Source organism: Psychrobacter sp. FDAARGOS_221 (genome assembly GCF_002313155.2).
Classification (GTDB): domain Bacteria; phylum Pseudomonadota; class Gammaproteobacteria; order Pseudomonadales; family Moraxellaceae; genus Psychrobacter.
On sequence record NZ_NWFK02000001.1, the window covers coordinates 2914856 to 2933076 of the forward strand.

15 protein-coding genes are annotated in these 18221 nt (G+C 42.2%); 8 read left to right on the plus strand and 7 right to left on the minus strand.

The features are described from left to right. Nucleotides 1-33: 33 nt before the first annotated feature. Nucleotides 34-2013: a penicillin-binding protein 2 gene (gene mrdA, locus A6J60_RS12300; RefSeq protein WP_096066230.1), complete on the minus strand. Its 1980-nt coding sequence runs from the start codon at nt 2011-2013 to the stop codon at nt 34-36. Between the two features lie 565 nt (nt 2014-2578). On the opposite strand from mrdA, the gene A6J60_RS12305 reads away from it, so the two are divergent. The 6 genes from A6J60_RS12305 to adk all read left to right on the plus strand — a co-directional run bounded on the left by A6J60_RS12305 (nt 2579) and on the right by adk (nt 10362). Continuing rightward, a complete protein-coding gene (locus A6J60_RS12305) occupies nt 2579-3907 on the plus strand; it encodes a DUF445 domain-containing protein (protein WP_096066231.1) in 1329 nt (442 codons plus the stop codon). A gap of 578 nt (nt 3908-4485) precedes the next feature. Beyond that, nucleotides 4486-6435 (plus strand): heme lyase CcmF/NrfE family subunit, encoded by a 1950-nt coding sequence (locus A6J60_RS12310; RefSeq protein WP_096066232.1) that lies wholly within the window; start codon nt 4486-4488, stop codon nt 6433-6435. A gap of 88 nt (nt 6436-6523) precedes the next feature. After that, complete coding sequence (locus A6J60_RS12315) at nt 6524-7144, plus strand: DsbE family thiol:disulfide interchange protein (protein ID WP_096066233.1); 621 nt, start codon at nt 6524-6526, stop codon at nt 7142-7144. 83 nt (nt 7145-7227) lie between these two features. Beyond that, nucleotides 7228-7770 carry a cytochrome c-type biogenesis protein gene (locus tag A6J60_RS12320; protein ID WP_227526202.1) on the plus strand — a complete coding sequence of 181 codons (543 nt, stop codon included), beginning with the start codon at nt 7228-7230 and terminating at the stop codon, nt 7768-7770. A gap of 202 nt (nt 7771-7972) precedes the next feature. Further along, nucleotides 7973-9385 (plus strand): c-type cytochrome biogenesis protein CcmI, encoded by a 1413-nt coding sequence (ccmI, locus tag A6J60_RS12325; protein WP_096066235.1) that lies wholly within the window; start codon nt 7973-7975, stop codon nt 9383-9385. Nucleotides 9386-9708: 323 nt separating this feature from the next. Beyond that, nucleotides 9709-10362: an adenylate kinase gene (adk, locus tag A6J60_RS12330; protein ID WP_193778111.1), complete on the plus strand. Its 654-nt coding sequence runs from the start codon at nt 9709-9711 to the stop codon at nt 10360-10362. A gap of 161 nt (nt 10363-10523) precedes the next feature. On the opposite strand, the gene secB is transcribed toward adk, so the two are convergent. The 4 genes from secB to rsgA all read right to left on the minus strand — a co-directional run bounded on the left by secB (nt 10524) and on the right by rsgA (nt 13169). Continuing rightward, nucleotides 10524-10964: a protein-export chaperone SecB gene (secB, locus tag A6J60_RS12335; RefSeq protein ID WP_096066237.1), complete on the minus strand. Its 441-nt coding sequence runs from the start codon at nt 10962-10964 to the stop codon at nt 10524-10526. Nucleotides 10965-11037: 73 nt separating this feature from the next. After that, nucleotides 11038-11301: a glutaredoxin 3 gene (grxC, locus tag A6J60_RS12340; RefSeq protein ID WP_096066238.1), complete on the minus strand. Its 264-nt coding sequence runs from the start codon at nt 11299-11301 to the stop codon at nt 11038-11040. 123 nt (nt 11302-11424) lie between these two features. After that, nucleotides 11425-11847, minus strand: a complete 423-nt coding sequence (locus A6J60_RS12345; protein WP_096066581.1) for a rhodanese-like domain-containing protein — start codon at nt 11845-11847, stop codon at nt 11425-11427. Between the two features lie 119 nt (nt 11848-11966). Next, nucleotides 11967-13169, minus strand: a complete 1203-nt coding sequence (gene rsgA / locus A6J60_RS12350; protein ID WP_096066239.1) for a ribosome small subunit-dependent GTPase A — start codon at nt 13167-13169, stop codon at nt 11967-11969. Between the two features lie 427 nt (nt 13170-13596). Here rsgA and orn point away from each other — a divergent pair, with 427 nt between their 5' ends. Next, nucleotides 13597-14178 carry an oligoribonuclease gene (gene orn / locus A6J60_RS12355; RefSeq protein WP_096066240.1) on the plus strand — a complete coding sequence of 194 codons (582 nt, stop codon included), beginning with the start codon at nt 13597-13599 and terminating at the stop codon, nt 14176-14178. Nucleotides 14179-14241: 63 nt separating this feature from the next. Here orn and A6J60_RS12360 read toward each other — a convergent pair whose 3' ends face one another. Together A6J60_RS12360 and A6J60_RS12365 are read right to left on the minus strand one after the other, a co-directional pair. Next, nucleotides 14242-15297, minus strand: coding sequence for a UDP-2,3-diacylglucosamine diphosphatase (locus A6J60_RS12360; RefSeq protein WP_096066241.1), 1056 nt, complete (start codon nt 15295-15297; stop codon nt 14242-14244). Nucleotides 15298-15328: 31 nt separating this feature from the next. Next, on the minus strand, nt 15329-15832 hold the full coding sequence (locus tag A6J60_RS12365) for a peptidylprolyl isomerase (RefSeq protein ID WP_096066582.1): 504 nt from the start codon (nt 15830-15832) through the stop codon (nt 15329-15331). A 573-nt stretch (nt 15833-16405) separates the two neighbouring features. Between A6J60_RS12365 and A6J60_RS12370 the strand changes: the two genes are divergently transcribed. Further along, complete coding sequence (locus A6J60_RS12370; protein WP_096066242.1) at nt 16406-18151, plus strand: glutamine--tRNA ligase/YqeY domain fusion protein; 1746 nt, start codon at nt 16406-16408, stop codon at nt 18149-18151. Nucleotides 18152-18221 lie beyond the last annotated feature (70 nt).

Below are 18221 nucleotides of genomic sequence, written 5' to 3' on the forward strand. Positions count from 1 at the left end.
ATTCTTATATATTTCTTATATATTGCTGCTGTCTTAGTTAGTGCTGTCTGCATCTTCTTCAATGCTTTCGCCAGCAGCTTCTGCTGCTTCCTGAGCTTCGCGTTCAGCATCGAGTCGTGCTTTTTCTTCAGCTTTTTTGGCTTTTATTTCAGCAAGCTCTTCTGGGGTTGGCGGTAAAATAGGGTTGTTTGGACGCTGTAATACCCAATAATCAAACAGCACACGTCCAATAGGGGCCGCTGTACTACTACCACCGCCACCGTTTTCTACTAAGATAGCAATCGCAATTTGCGGATCATCAACCGGTGCAAACCCAGTAAACCAAGCATGGTCCCAGTGGCGTTCATCAAGGGCTGCCTTGTTATAGCTTTTGCCTTGGGCAATTGACTTAACCTGAGCGGTACCGGTCTTACCTGCCATGCGGTAGCGAGGGTTGTAAATACGACGAGCCGTACCACGCTTGACCGTTTGTTCCATGGCACTTTGCATTTTTTCCCAATCTTGTTGGGTACCATTAAACTCAATCTCTCCGGTTGGCCTATCAATCGGTGTTACTTTTGCTGCACCTTCAGAGCGCTTAAGCATGTGCGGGGTAATAATTTTGCCTGAGCTGGCAGTCATTGCGGTAGCATTAGCAACTTGTAGTGGGGTGGCCAAAAAATAACCCTGACCAATACTCACTGAGATGGTCTCACCGGGCAGCCAATCTTTATCATAGGTGTCTTTTTTCCACTTTGGCGAAGGCATAATCCCAGACTTTTCGTTGGGTAGGTCAATACCAGTGTCTTTACCAAAGCCAAATTTGACCATCCAATCATGCAGGCGCTGGATACCCAATTTATGCGACAGCTTGTAATAGTAGGTATCTACCGACATCACAATAGACTTGGTCAGGTCAACCGTGCCATGACCGCCTTTTTTCCAGTCACGGAAACGGTGACTGTCACCCGGTAAGGTAAAGTAACCTGGATCATAAATGGTATCGTTCCAGCCCATAATCCCATAATGAATACCCGCTAAGCCTTCGAACGGCTTAATGGTCGAAGCTGGGGGATACATGCCCTGTAGCGCACGGTTATATAATGGCTGATCTGGGTCATCACGCAGCGCGCCGTAGTCTTTAAATGAAATACCTGAGATAAAAGGGTTGGGGTCAAAGCTTGGGTTACTGACGAAGGCCAACACATCGCCATTACGCGGGTCAATGGCCACAATCGCACCGCGACGACCATTTAATTGGTCTTGAGCTACTTTTTGTAGACCATAATCCAAACTGAGATAGATATCGTTACCAGGTACCGGCGGTATGCTTTCAAGCTTGCGTAGGACATCACCATGTACGTTGGTTTCAACCGCTTGGTGTCCAGGCTGACCGAGCAATAAGTCTTCATAGTATTTTTCGATACCAATTTTGCCGATAAGGTCGGTACCGGCATAGCGCTCTTTATCGATCTCTTTAGTTTCTTTGTCATTAATACGGCCAACATAACCGATAACATGCGCAAACAGCTCATCATAAGGATAGCTGCGCGTCAGCTTGCTTTGAATGCTAACCCCTTTAAAGAAAGGTTTGCGCTCACTAAACTGCGCCATTTGCTCATCTGTGATGTCAATTTTTACGGTTACCGGATCGTTTTTGTTTTTATCAATCCGCGCCAAGATATCGGTAATCTCTTCATCAGTAAGATTAAAAATCGGCGCTAATAGCTCTAGCGTGCGTTGTGGGTCACTGACTTCATCCGGACTTAGCATGGCAGTAAATACGGGCTTGTTATCTGCCAGCAAAATACCGTTTCTATCATAAATATAGCCACGCGAAGGCGGATCTGAGATTAGCTTAACTCGGTTATTCTCAGCTTGGGTGATGTATTTTTCATGTGAATAAACCTGCAAATACCAATAGCGAGCCATGAGTACGGCCAACCCCAATAGTATAAATATGGCAGCAAACACGATGCGGTTAGTAAACACACGGTTTTCTTCGCGAGTATCGGTAGAGATAGGTTGTTTCATTAAGGATATTTCATTAGTAAAAGAAAGTTGTTTCGTTGGCTCATCATCTGCAAAGCGACCCTAAAAATAACCATAAATTATATCATATCAGGGCTGTAGAGATATTAAAAAGCAAACCCTAAGCGTATCAAATTATAATTGGTCGTTAAATGGGTTATAAAAGGGCATGAAGTTGTAAGTAAGATAGTTAAGTAGGGTCTAAATGGCTAAGCAAAGAGGGCGTATCTTACCTGAATCAATAGGGTGAATAAACGATAAGTTTAAGAAATAACATCAGACAATGACTGTTGATTTACTAATAACTGATTTAATAATAACCAACTATCTAATATGGTCTGTTAAGTCATAAATTAATTTTTAGATTATCGGTTGCAGGCTTTATAGTTAACAGGCTATTATCAATAACTTAAAAGGATTAGTCATGCTAAATCAACGCCTTATCTGGTCAGATATGCATTATGCTACACTATGACGACAAATCAGGTTAGAATTTAGCATTCTAAAATGACAATAAACATGGAAATAGATTGTTATAAACAGTCTAAGTATAAGTGATATACCCAACATGCTCTCTTCAATCTGGCAATACTTAAGTGCGCATCCTGAATTCTTCGCGATGATGACCATTCCCTTTGTGACAGCATTTGTTACATGGGCGCATGTGTGGATGGCGTTAAAGATGTTATTTTACCCCATCAAATTTTGGGGTATTAAAATTCCAAATCTACCCTATGACTGGCAAGGATTAGGTTGGCAGGGGATTGTACCGCGTAAAGCCGGCAAAATCTCAGGTGTTATTGTCGATCAAACCTTATCTAAGTTGGGTTCGCTAGATGAGTTCTTTAAGGCAATGGAGCCTGAAGAGATGGCAGATTTCATCACTCAAACTGTTGATGAAAACTTAGAGCAGCTGATTGATGAAATTATGAATGAGCGCTCAGCTTCGCTGTGGACCAACCTGCCTTATGCAGTCAAGCGCCGTATTTATGCCTATGCGCATGAGCAGTTGCCAGAAATCATGCGTGATTTGGTGGTTGACTTGACGCACAATGTTGAAGAGCTGGTGGATATGCGCCAGATGATCGTCCGCACTATGGAAAACGATCGTCGCTTAATGGTCAATATGTTCCTAAAAGTAGGCCAAAAAGAGATTAACTTTATTTGGCATATCAGTGCTTTGATTGGTTTTATATTCGGTATTATCCAGATGTTTATTTATCTGTTGGTACCTCAGCATTGGACAGTGCCGTTCTTTGCGGCAATTTGGGGCTTTTTGACCAACTGGATTGCTATTTGGATGGTGTTTAACCCAGTAGACCCGCGTCCGGTAAAATATTTACGCTTATTTAAACGCATCAAAGGGTTCCCCTTTATCGTGCCTGTTATCCCTCGTATCGATACCTATAACTGGCAAGGCGGCTTTATGAAACGTCAGCCTGAAGTGTCAGAGGTGTTTGCTGGTATTGTGGTTGAAGAGCTGGTGACCCTTGAGAACATCATGAATGAGATGATGTATGGTCAGAAAGCGGCTAAGACCCGAGTATTAATGAAAGAGCATTTATATACCTTATTAGAGTCGCCTGTGGTCAGCACCACTTTACGAGTCGGCTTAGGGCGTCGTGAATTTGGTCAGTTAAAAAACACCATTATTGATAAGTCGATTGACGCCACAATGGTGCCTATTCGTGATCCTGAGCTGAATGAAAGTCGTGCCAGTAAAATATATGGCTTATTCTGTGAGCGAATCAAGGCCTTGACCTCACATGAGTTTCAAAACTTATTACGTCCTGCGTTCCGTGAAGATGAAACCACGTTGATCATTCTAGGTGGTTTGACAGGCTTCTTAGCAGGTTGGCTGCATTTGATATTGGTATTCTTCCCGGTCAGCGGCTAGATTGCCTGAGCCATGCGTCTGCATATAGGAGTATAAGCCGAGTATAGAGCGTGCTATAATGCGACTTAACTTGATAGACCGCGATAATTTAAAGCGCTATGACATTCAATAATGGTAATAAATATAGCGCTAAACGATAAAGCCACTCGACTAAAATGAGTGGCTTTGTTCGTAATGACACTAGGCTAATCTAAACAGTCCATCAAGCAGGGTTAATAAGTTGTTTATAAGAGTAGCGCATTAGAAAAGTCGCTATGATTCAGATTTGAATTGGCTTTGTTATTAGCCGTTAATGTATAGCTAAAGCAATCTATTTATACTGGTTGGATTAAGGCTGTTAAAAAATAGTAAAACCGAATAAGTGATAAATAACAGATAAGTTAATTGATTTGATAGCGATTCTTAACAGGCTATCATTCGCTAAAATTAAGCTTAAATGTTAATCAGTGCGAAATAAAACACATACTGAACCCATAGTAAGTATTCATACGCTTAATCAACGCTGAATTATGCTAAATTAGACCATAATTTAAGCATTCGTATTAAGCAACAGCGACGTAGTTTTAGGGCGAGCAAATATGTTAATCACTGAGCTAGGATATTTTGCATTAGTTGCATCATTGATATTGGCTTTATTGCAAGTTGTACTACCAAGCTTTGGTATTACACGCGAGCAACCGCATCTGCAGCGTTTGGCACCCAGTTTGGCATGGGCGCAATTTGTTGCCGTCTTTGTGTCATTTCTGACCTTAATGGCCGGTTTTTATTACAATGACTTTAGCTTGGTCTACGTAGCCCAGCACTCCAACTCATTATTGCCTTGGTACTATAAGCTGTCTGCGACTTGGGGCGGTCATGAAGGCTCGCTATTATTATGGGTGACTATCTTAGCTGCCTGGTCAGCATTGGTGGCTTGGTTTAGCCGTGGTCTGCCATTGAATATGCGTGCTAGAGTGTTGGTTATCCTAGCCGCAGTGCAGTTTATGATGCTGGCGATGCTGATCTTTACCTCATCACCTTTTGATCGCACCCTACCTAATATTCCTGTTGACGGCGCTGATCTCAACCCTTTACTTCAAGACCCTGGTCTTATCTTCCATCCGCCGATGCTTTATATGGGCTATGTTGGCATGTCTGTGCCTTTTGCATTTTGTATGGCAGCCTTATGGGCAGGTCGATTGGATGCGGTATGGACACGTTGGTCACGTCCATGGGCATTAGCAGCTTGGGGCTTTTTAACGTTAGGTATCGCTTTGGGTTCTTGGTGGGCTTATTATGAGCTTGGCTGGGGCGGCTGGTGGTTCTGGGACCCGGTTGAGAACGCGTCGTTGATGCCTTGGCTGGCGTGTACTGCTTTGATTCACTCACTGGCAGTCACCGAAAAGCGTGGTGTATTTAAAGCATGGACCATCATGCTGTCTATCTTTGCGTTTGCGTTAAGCTTACTGGGTACCTTCTTAGTTCGCTCTGGTGTGATTACTTCGGTGCACTCATTTGCTGCCGATCCGACACGCGGACTCGCCATTTTAGCTATTTTAGGTATTGTGATTGGTGCCGGTCTGTTGATGTTTGCTGTACGTGGTTGGCGCTTAACAGTAGAGAGTCATTACGGGCTGAAATCACGTGAGACCTTACTGGTTATCAACAACATTATTATTTTAGTTGCAACCTTAGTTGTGCTACTAGGGACGCTATATCCTATTATCGCTGATTCATTTAACCTAGGTCAGGTTTCGGTAGGTCCTCCATACTTTAATGCGCTGTTTGTGCCATTAACTTGGTTGTTGCTATTGGCACTGGGCATGGGTTCGAACCTACGCTGGAAGCAAGACAAGCGTCCATTATTAGGCGTGGTCAGCACTATCTTTGTTAGTAGCGCATTATTAGCCGCTATCGCTACCTATATATTCACTCAAAGCTTAAACTTACAAATTGTAGTGACTGGTTTGCTGTGTCTGTGGGTGCTAGGCTGGATAGTGTATGACATCAAAGACAAAACCCGTAATGCCACGTCTTTATCTAAAGGTCTACGCCGTTTAAAAGCGCATTACTGGGGCATGCACATTGCTCACTTTGGTATTTTAGTGCTTGCTATCGGTATTGGGGTGACCAGTGCATTAAGCGTTGAGCGTGATGTGGCGATGCAAGAAGGCGATTCTGCAGAAGTCAGTGGCTATGTGTTTAACTTGGTTGAATTTGATGAAGTGCGCGGCAAAAACTATGATGCCACGCAAGCAGAAATCAGAGTGACCAAAGATGATAAGTATGTCACTACTTTATATCCCCAAAAGCGTAACTATGTCGTCAGCAGCATGCCAATGACAGAAGCCGGTATTAACACCAGCTTTATGCGTGACCTATATGTCGCACTTGGCGAGCCGATTGATGACACAGATCCTGATGGTAATTGGGCAGTGCGTATTTATGTTAAGCCTATGATTGCTTGGCTGTGGACAGGTTCTATATTAATGGCGTTAGGTGCTTTGGTTAGTATGCTGGATCGTCGTTATCGTCTTAAGAAATCTTAGTCTATCAAAGCTTTTGGCAGCAGTAGGTGACCATCAGCTGCAGCATTAAATAAATCGATGCATAAGATTGTTTGTTGAGGAAAATAAGATGTCAGACCCTATTATGAGTAAGTCACAATTTAAAGTCTGGTTTTTGATCCCATTGATCGTATTTGCAGGGCTTATCGTGATGTTCTTTACGCGACTGGGTAAGCCGACCGATGTGGTTATTGATAATGCTTTAAATAGACCGGTGCCTACTTTTGATTTACCGCTGCTATCAGACACATCAAAAAATATGACCAATGCTGATTTGCCCAATCAGCCTTACTTGATGAATGTGTGGGGCTCTTGGTGTCCAACTTGTATTGTTGAGCATCCATTTTTGATGGAGCTACACAATCGTGGCGTACCTATGGTTGGTGTCAACTATAAAGATGAATTAGACAATGCGCATCAATATTTGAACGATGGTGGTGATCCATTCTTATTTAGCTTCCGTGATGAGTCAGGCAGCTTTGCTATCGATTTAGGCTTAACGGGTGCCCCTGAGTCATTTATTGTTGATTCAGAAGGTAACATTCGCCAACACATTATTGGTGAAGTGAGTGAAGAGAATTGGCAAGCACGCATTGAGCCTTGTATGTCATTATTATCGGAACTTGGCAGCCAACAGGTTGATTTAAATAGTAATGATACGGCTACTCGTATTGCTGAGGTTTGTAAATGATAAGCTCAATCTACGCTAACACTATTGCTGCTAACAAAGTCAGCAAAACCAGTCTGACCACTATTTTTGCCAGTATCTTGTTAATGCTAGCGATGGCAGGTATTAGCCTGCAAGCGCATGCGGCAATTGAAGTCTATGAGTTTGAAAACCCGCGCCAAGAAGCACAGTATAAAGGGCTGATTGAAGAGTTTCGGTGTCCAAAATGTCAAAACCAGAATTTAGCGGGCTCAGACTCTCAAATTGCTCAAGATTTAAAGCGTAAAACTTATGAAATGGTAGTCGCTGGTCAAACAGATGCTCAAATTCGTGAATATATGTACGAGCGTTATGGTGACTTTATTAGCTATAAGCCACCAGTGCGTCCATCGACTTGGATTCTATGGTACTTTCCACCTGTCTTTTTATTATTGGTTGTCGCAGCTTGGTTATGGCGTACTAAGCGCAGACAGTTCCAAGCCAGTCTTAATGCTGGTGCTGGATCTGAAGGTGTCAATGAAGCACAGGTTAAACCTGAGGTATCAGAGATTGGTGCCAACTTATCGAGTGAAGAGGCGGCCAAATTAAAAGCGTTATTAAAAGAACATGGTGTTAATGATACTGATGTTAATAGCGCTACAAAAAAGTAAACGCTAATCATGCACAAGTAAGCTAAACCAAAGATAAGTAGCTATTAATCAAGATAAGTAGCTTTTACTTAAGATAAAAAAGACTACCAAATAAAGCACACATCAACTGTCTTATTGGCGACTAACTAAAAGAGCAATTAAACGCCTTATCGCGTATCGCTCACCCAATAGGTTTGTATCTCAACTTGTAAGGAGTTAACACATGCCAACGTTAGTGATTTTTGTCGCGCTGGCAATTATTTTAGCAATTTTATTGGCAGTGATTGTATTGCTGCCATGGTTGCGAGTGGATAAATCTGCGCAAAATAATCAACTAATCGCGCTTAATGTTGAGGTATTCAAAGAGCGACTGGCTGAGCTTACCGCTGATTATAGTAACGGCAGTATGACTGAGTCTGAGTTTAATACTCAAAAGACCGAACTTGAAAGACAGCTGCTGTTAGCCAGTGAAGATAAAAACAGAGTAGTGGTAGACCAAGGATCGTTAAATAGCGATTCGACAAACGCGGCCTTGTTAAAAGCCAAACGCGAGATGCAAGTCACTCGCAGTGGTAAAGCACGTTTGACCATACTGGTGTGTGTGCCTTTATTAATTGTCTTAGGGTATTTTTTATCTGCGGATCGCAGTGCTGTGGTTCAGTTTTGGCAAGCACAAGATAATGTTGGTCAAGTCGCTGATGACTTATTAACTGGCAAGATTGATGCACCGCCTGAGTGGGCAGCAGAAGACAGCGCTGGCCTGATGGCTGCGATACAAGCCAACGTTCATCATCACGCACATGATGCCAAGCGCTGGATGCGTCTTGCCGATATTTACTTAGCATTTGAAGCCGTTGATCAGGCTTTAGAGGCTCAGTCTCGAGCGTATCGTTTGGCACCTGAAGATGAAGAAGTGGCTGTGGGTTATGCACAGACAAGATTCTTTGCTAGTGGTGGTATGCTAGACAGTAGTGGTCGCCGTGCATTACAGACTGCGCTACAAAAAAATCCAGATCATCAAGGCGCACAAATGTTAATGGCGATGGGTGAGGCGCGTGCGGGTAATTTTGAGCAAGCGCATGCCTGGGTTGCCCGTCTTAAAGAGGGCATCTCAAAACGTGATGGCGATCACTCAGCGGCTTTAAATAGCTTAGATGAGTTAAGTCGTAGCATTACTGAGCAGCAACAAGCGGCCAGTCAGCAAGCGGCTAATGACGCTAATCCACAAGTAGACAGCACACAGTCAATTACTGCTCAAGCGGTAGCAGTTACATTAACTATAGACAGTGAGATTGCCAAAGCTGTCTCAGACAGTGATACTCTATTTGTCAGTATCCAGCAGCAGCAAGGCGGCGCACCATTGGCTGTAAAGCGTCTACAAGCTAAAGATCTGGTTAACGCTAAGCAAGGGTTAAGCGTGCAGCTATCAGATAATGATGCGATGATGCCAACCCATACGCTGTCAAAAGCGATGAGTGCGGGTCAAGAGTTGGTTATCAAAGCCCGAGTTAGTAAGACAGGCAAAGCGATGCCTGCTTCTGGTGACTTGGTCGCAGCCGATAGCAAACTTGATTATCAAGATAGCGAGCAGCAACAGGTTGAGGTCAATATGAATATCGACCAAAAACTGCCTTAATCATATCTAGAATAGAACGATATTAAGTTCGAGAAATTAGGGTAAACTTTAACTGACTAATAAGTTTTGGTTATAGCGATATTTATTAATAAAATAACTTGAGCTTTTTTTCATCACAATGTAAGGTATTTATGCTTTATATAACAGTGGATACGATGGGATGGAGAATATAGACAACCAAAACCATCAATCTCTGACAGTGCTTTCAGTTGTAACCACCTGGTAGTGTATTTAGTAATTAGGGCTAGTGGTTATGGGTTATAGGCGCTTAAATTAAAGATGATATTTGCTCATCTATACAACACAAGAGGATAACAATTATGATGCGTATTATTTTGCTAGGACCGCCAGGAGCAGGTAAAGGAACCCAAGCACAGTTCATCTCTAAAGAGTATGATATTCCACAGATTTCTACCGGTGATATGCTACGTGCTGCCATCAAAGAAGGTACTGAGCTGGGCAAACAAGCTGAAGGTATTATGAAGTCAGGTGGTCTGGTATCAGACGATTTGATCATCAACTTGGTTAAAGAAAGAATTAGCAAGCCAGATTGTGCCAATGGCTGCATTTTTGACGGTTTCCCACGTACTATTCCTCAAGCAGAAGCATTGGTAGAAGCCGGTGTTCGTATTGACCACGTGGTTGAAATCAGCGTTCCTGATGACGAGATTGTTGCGCGCTTATCGGGCCGTCGTCAGCATCCAGGTTCAGGCCGTGTATATCACCTAAAATATAATCCACCTAAGCAAGAAGGTGTTGATGATGTGACTGGTGAGCCTCTAATTCAGCGTGAAGACGATAAAGAAGAGACCATTCGTGATCGTCTAGCTACCTATCATGCACAGACTTCAGCTCTGGTTGGTTTTTATCAAACCAAAGAAAAAGAAGATGCTGATGCTGCGAAATATCATCAGTTCGACGGTACTAAAGACATTGATGTGGTAAAAGAGAACATCCTAAGCTCATTAAAAGGTTAATATAACCCATTAATCTGACTGTATAAACTGCATAAAAAAACCGCTTTCATAATCATGAGAGCGGTTTTTTTGGTCTAAACTTTGGCTTTGAACTGATTTTTAACTGACTTCGATCGCCTTATCAATAACAAATCGAAGTCTAAGCTCAGTTTGGCTTAAAATTAAGCATCACCTTCAGCTTGTTGCTGGCTTTGAGCATAAGCTTGGTCAAAGTTTACAGGTGCTAATAATAGCTGTGGGAAGCTACCACGTGTTACGATGTCGCTGATCACTTCACGTGCATATGGGAATAAGATATTTGGGCAATATGCACCTAGAATCTGACCCATTTGATCTTCTGGAATATCTTTGATTAAGAAGATACCGGCTTGATGAACTTCAGCGATAAATGCTGGGGCATCAGCGTTTTGAGCATTAACAGTAACGGTTAATACGACTTGATAGTGATCTTCATCTAGCTTTTCAGCGTTGGTTGCTAGGTTGATATCTAGCTCTGGTTGCCACTCTTTAGTGAATACCGATGCGCCTGGTACTTCAAGTGACATGTCTTTTACATAAATGCGTTCTAGGGCTAATTGTGGTTGTGCTTGTTGTTCTGCCATTAGGTTTGTCCTTAATAATTGGCTGTGATGGGTTAAAAATTAAATTGAATTATTAATAAAAAAATAATACAAATTAGGCGTTTAGCATCTCATCAAGTTTACCGCTTTGATTTAATGCGTTTAGTTCGTCAAAACCACCAACGAAGGTGTCGCCAATAAAAATCTGAGGCACTGTTCTATAGTTATTGGTCTTTTTCATCAATGCCATACGCTCATCTGAGCTAATATCGTGCATACCAATTTCTTTATAATCAATATCTTTTGACTTTAACAATTGCTTTGCATTTAAGCAGTATGGGCAAATTGGTGTGGTATATACAGTAACAGGAGCTGTCATGAGTTATCCTTATGGTTGTACATGGGTGAGTAAATGAATCTTAATGGCGCTCAATTTAAATGCCGCTAAAAAGGGGTATTAGGTTAGCCTACAGGCTTCGCGTAACTGATTTAACGCACTTTTTTAACGAGCTTTAGCTTTACCCGTAACAGTTTTACCTTTTTTGCCGCCAACTAGGGGCATGCCTGCAGCTTGCCATCCGCCAATACCGCCATCTAAGCGAAAGACATTAGGCTTACCAATTAACTGTACCGCAGCGCCTGCTTGAATACCCATATCACAGACGATAACCACTGGTACATCAATAGCACGAATCTCTTCAAGATGGTCTTTTAACTGTGTAAATGGGATGTTGCGGCTGCCTTGAATGTATCCCGTTTCAAACTTCTTTTTGGCTCGGATATCAATAATTTGAGCGTTTTGCGAGTTAACCATAATCCCTAAAGCACTTGGTGCAATTTTTTTGCCACTGCGTTTGTTCTCTAGTGTAAAAAACAAAAAAATCAGAACCAATAAAGTACCAAATAACACAGGGTGGTTACCCATAAACTCAAGCCAACGATCTAGTGACAAAACACTTCTCCAGTAAAAAATTATGTTGCAAATATTATAACGTGATACAGCAAGGATTGCATTAGCTCAGCAAGATTTAGCGGCATCTGTTATCAATATGTGGGGGTGTCTGCCTCGGCTTGCAAGGTGACTAAGCTTTCGACACGTCTTTGCATCACTTTTCCTTCAGCAACTGCCTCCCATAAAGCACAGCCTTTACTGTTGTGAGTGTGTTTACAGTCACGGAATTTACAGTGGCCAGCAAGCGGCGCTAATTCGACAAAGCCTGCCATAATATCCTCAGGTGTTAAGTGCCAAATACCATATTCACGGATACCTGGAGTATCGACAATACCGCCCTGAGTTAAATCTTCAGGCACGAAGGGCAGTAGGCGACTGGTGGTTGTTGTGTGCTGTCCTAACTTGGAGTTGGTTGAGATGACATTCACGCTTTGATCAGAGTTGGGTAATAAGGCATTCACTAGGGTGCTTTTACCAACACCAGACTGACCGGCAAAAATTACCAGTTTATTTTTAATCTTTTGCTGCAAGTCACCTAAGCCCAGCTCTGTGACTTGTTTAATGTCCTCTAAGCGCTCGGAGTCGATGTTCTCAGGGTCAACTGGACTGTTTTTAGAGTCTGTGTTAGCAGCGTCTTGAGAGTCTTTTGAATCGGCTTGCAATAAGTTTTCTGGACATGGGGCTGCAGTTAATACCGTCTCATAACCAAGCGCTTGATATTCAGTAAGCAGATTTTGAGTAAAGGCATAGGCTTCAATGGTCAATAAATCTGCTTTATTTAATACCAATAACGGCTCAACATCGGCATGATGACAGACTACTAAGTAGCGATCAATTAAGCTGGGTGCAGCCGCTGGCAATGGGGCAAAAACAATGGCCAAAATATCGACATTAGCCGCCACAGGCTTTAGCTTATGATAACGATCAGGTCGTGATATCAAAGAGGTGCGTGGCTGCACAGATTCAATACGACCAAAACCAGTATTGGGGTCTGCAATCCAGCGAACATGGTCACCGGTGGCAATCATTGGCAAATTGGTGCGTACATGGCAGCGCCAAATATCGCCCAGTTCAATCTGTTGCCAAAATGGCTCTGGATCACCTTCGGCAACCTCTGGCGGAGTAGGGATGATGCTTGGCATCGAGGTAACTTGAACTTCAAGCTGCTTGCCGTAGTGAGCCATGACCACACCATCTATCAAGCTGCCATCGAGCGAGTCTTGCTGCTCAGCTTGTTGTTTATCAATACGTCTAAGTTGTTGTTTGGTGAGCTTACGTTGTCGTATCAGCGCCATAAAGTTTCGTTACCTATTATTTTATTGTTTAATGTATTTGTTGTATTGAATGTACTTTTTTTAGTCAATACAGGTATGTGTGTCAAATATTTAGTTGGATTGGTTTAGTGGGCTTAGATTAATAATATAAGCCTGATTATTTAAGTTGAATGTTTGATAAGTGAGTTAATAATCTGGTTAAACTGAGTATGTTATGACTCATTGAATTGTCTTAGATTATAAGGGGGAATGCGTCTATAGCATATCGCTTTTATCATGCTTAAACAATTTTATTAAGAATATACAAGAAAGTGAACAAAACTGAAGTCTTAGTGGCACGAAATTTGATACCATAGTGATGTTATCAATATTTATCATATTTAACAGCGCGATTTATAGTTAAGTTGAGAGTTAATCATTAACTTTTAATGTATTTTTAGGAAAAAAAATGAGTGACCATCCGAATAAAATTAGAATTAGAAATCAGGGCAAAAAAGGGCTGATTTGGATAGACCTAGAAATGACAGGTCTAGACACCATGAATGATGACATCATCGAGATTGCTACCATTGTAACGGATGATGATTTAAACGTATTGGCCGAAGGTCCTGTGCTTGCTATTAAAGTATCTGATCAAAAGCTCAACGCTATGGATGATTGGAATACCAAGCAGCATGGTCAATCAGGTCTGATTGATAGAGTGCGTAGAAGTTCGGTGACAATAGAAGAAGCAGAGCGTCAAACCATTGAATTTTTAAGCAAATGGGTTGATGAGGGTAAGTCGCCAATGTGTGGTAACTCAATCTGCCAAGACCGCCGTTTCTTAGCGCGTCAAATGCCCCAGCTTGAGAAATTTTTCCATTATCGCAATTTAGATGTGTCTTCTATCAAAGAGCTGTGCTACCGCTGGCGCCCAGATATCTTGAAGGGAGTAGAGAAGTCAGGCACTCACTTGGCCATGGATGATATTCGTGACTCGATTCGTGAGCTTAAACATTACCGTCAGCACTTTTTTAAGCTGCTAGACTAATAAGTTACTAAATTAATGGGTTTAAGACACTAATCGATTTAATATCCGTTTTATGTTATAAGCTTAAACCACAAATTTAAGCAACTGTAAGCGCTCATTTAGCAACTCGCTAGATTGGGCGCTTTTGTTTTTCTGAGTGCTTTTATTTTTCTGTGTGTTTTGTTGGGTGCGAGTCTGCTGCTGCAACTCTGATTGCTCGGTTGGTTCGACTGTCGTGACGGCGATAACCGCTTCAACTTGCTGTCGAGAGCTGTCACGGTGAAGTACACGCCAATCACCGAGCACATAACGAAAGTGAGTATTGTCTGAGCGAACGTTTTTTCTGCTAAATTTAGATAGCAGCTTTGTTTTTTTATTTTGATTAATAGAATGATCAGCGTCTTCAACCAAATGAATATCTGGTCGGTGGGTGTGGCCATGTAGTAGGTTATCGACATGCTGCAAGGCTTTGATAACCGCCTGTTGATTGACATCCATGATGGCCATTGGTTTATGCACCTTATCTTCACTGCTGTGTCGGCGCACTTTTTGAGCAAAATTTATGCGTTTTGATAAAGGCTGCTTTAAGAACAACCATTGAACTGCACGATTACGTGTCACTCGGCGAAAGCGCTGATATGAGATATCGTCAGTGCATAAGGCATCGCCATGCTCAAAGCGATAGCGTTTGTTACCCAGAGTTATCAAATAAGGCTCATTAATCAGCTTACCTGCGAAAGTATCGCAGAACGGCTGACCCAGTAAGAAATCACGATTGCCATGCATGACTAAGGTTTGACAGCCATGCTGCTTGAGCTGATAGAGCTTGTCGATAATGGGTGTCATCCAGTGCACTCGCTTTTGCTTGGCAGATAACGATAAATAAACATCATCACCGACCCAAGCATCAAACCAGTCACCTAGGATATAAAGTTCAATAATATTGGGTAATTGCAATAAATCATCGAGTAATGTCAAAAAAGCCTGCACTAAGGCAGGCTCTTCAGCAGACAAATGCAGGTCACTGATGACTACCCGGCGAATATCATGCGGCCGAGTCGTGATCAAGTGGCTATAGTTTGGTAGTAAATCCAATGAACTTACCGTTGAATCCGACAATAGCGATTCTGCATTGGTCATAATGGATAACTCATACGAGATGGCGTTAATATTATTCGCTGATAACTTTAGCAGAGTTAATTACTACTGGCTCTGTTGGTACGTCAGCGTGCATGCCGAAACGACCGGTTGGAACGCCTTCAATTTTCTTAACCACGTCCATACCGCTGGTTACTTTACCAAATACAGTGTAGCCCCAACCTTGCATGTTTTTGCCAGAGTGGTTTAAGAAATCGTTGTCTTTAACGTTAATAAAGAACTGGCTAGTTGCTGAATGTGGGTCTTGCGTACGCGCCATAGCGATAGTGCCTTCGTCGTTCTTAAGACCATTATCTGCTTCGTTTTCGATAGGGGCGTTGGTGCTTTTTTCATTCATTTCAGCGTCCATACCGCCGCCCTGAATCATGAAGTTTGGAATCACACGGTGGAAGATAGTACCGTTGTAATGACCTGCATTCACGTATGAAACAAAGTTTTCAACGGTTTTAGGTGCTTTTTCAGCATTAAGTTCGATAGTGATGTCACCCATAGAGGTGTTAAGTTGTACTACTGGCATATCTGTATCCTTAGTTTTTGTGGTATTAGTGTTTGTAGCAACGTTGGTGCTGCTGTTTTGATTGGTAGTGGTCTGAGTTGAACTGGTGTTAGAACAACCCATTAAAAATAATGGCAACATTAAACTGCCATAACCGAAAGCTTTAAGTGCTGTCACTGTGTATCCTTTTTGTTGTCTTGTTTAATGGCCTGTCTATTTTGTTAGCTTATTAAATTGCTTAAGTTATTAGTCAGGTCATTGACTGCTTTTAGGGTAAACTAAACTTGTTTAATGAACACATCAACTCAATATAGTTTATATAGGCCGGTTTTTATTAACAGCCACCCGTTTATACAGTCTTATTTTTTTGAAAGTGGTTAAATTTAACCGGTAGTCTAACCTCTTTTTTTTAGGTTGTCATCCTTCAAGCTGTTACACGCCTTATTAAACCTGATAGAATGGGGCACAATTTTGACTGCTTTTTAAGTTTTGAACAGTAAAATCTAAGATAGCGTTCATTTATTACCTTTTAAATCATTACAAAAATAGATTGGTTTAAGTCAGTTATTGGAATTAATTAGGAGAAGTTAGTCGATGAGCAATGAAAACAATAAAGCCTCTGCGTCACACAACGAAGAGCAAAAAAATGACTTTATTCGTCATATTATCCGTGAAGACTTAGCGCAAGATAAATACCAGCAAATCGTCACCCGTTTTCCACCGGAACCAAACGGTTATTTGCACTTGGGTCATGTGAAGTCGATTTGTTTAAACTTTGGTATTTCTGAAGAGTTTGACGGTATTTGTAATTTACGTTTTGATGACACCAACCCAACTGCTGAAAAGCAAGATTACATTGATAACATCAAAAACGATGTTGAGTGGCTTGGATTTAAGTGGGCAAACCAACCGTATTATGCGTCAGGTTATTTTGATCAGCTTTATAAGTGGGCGATTCAGCTGATTGAGCAAGGTGACGCTTACGTTGACTTGCAGACGCCTGAGCAGATTAAAGAAAACCGTGGTTCATTTAATGAGCCAGGTAAACCATCGCCACAGCGTGATGCTAGCGTTGAAGAAAACTTGCAACGTTTTGATGATATGAAAAATGGCAAATACGAAGAAGGCGAGGCAGTATTGCGCGCCAAAATCGATATGGCCAGCCCAAATATGAACATGCGTGATCCGGTTATTTATCGTGTGATGAAACAGTCGCATCACCAAACTGGCGATAAGTGGTGCATCTATCCGATGTATGACTATGCGCATCCATTATCAGATGCGATTGAGGGCATTACGCACTCATTATGTACGCTTGAGTTTGAAGATCATCGTCCGTTTTATGATTGGGCCGTGGAAAAAATCGGCTTTGACTTACCGCCACATCAGTATGAGTTTAGTCGCTTAAATGTAGATTACACCATGACCAGTAAGCGTAAGTTAAAGCAATTGGTTGATGAAGGCATTGTTAGCGGTTGGGATGATCCGCGTATGCCGACCATCGCTGGTATGCGTCGCCGTGGTTATACACCAGAAGGCTTGCGTGATTTTTGTGACCGTGTGGGTGTAACCAAAGCAGACAGCGTGGTGGATTATCGCCTACTTGAATTTAGCATTCGTCAGTCGTTAGAGAACACCACAGCACGTGGTATGGCAGTGTTGAAACCGCTTAAAGTGACCATTACTAACTTCGAAGAAGCAGTGAGTGAGTGGGAAAGCTTAAAAGCCGATAGCGTTAATGCACGCTGGGATGAAGACAATCAGACCTTATGGTTAAATCAGCCTAAGCACCCAAATATCGATATGGGCGAGCGTGAGATTCCGTTTACTAAGACCATTTATATCGATCAGGCTGATTATGAGCTTGAGCCGCCTAAAGGCTATAAGCGTCTATCTCCTGAGAAGACAGAAATCCGTCTGCGCAATACTTATGTGTTAGCGGTGACTGAGCATGTACTTGATGATGCCGGTAATGTGGTTGAGCTAAAAGCGACGATTGATAAAACCACATTAGGCAAAAACCCAGAAGACCGTAAGGTGAAAGGCGTTATCCACTGGGTATCAGCCAGCCAGGGTGTACCGACCAAAGTACGTCTGTATGAGCACTTATTTAATGTCGAAAACCCAGGTGCGGCCGCAGATATTCACGATGTGCTAAATCCAAACTCATTAACTGAGTTGGACGCTGTCGTAGAGCCATCGATTGCTAATGCAGAAGCAGGTAGCCGCTTCCAGTTTGAGCGTGAAGGTTACTTTGTGGCGGATGCGAAAGAGCACAGCAGCGATAAGCCAGTATTTAACCAAATCGTAAGCTTACGTGATAACTATAAACCTGAATAAGGGCTATCAGCCTGAATAACGGCGATAAGTCTGAGTAAAAACAGTAAGCCTAAGTCAGTAGGGCTTACCG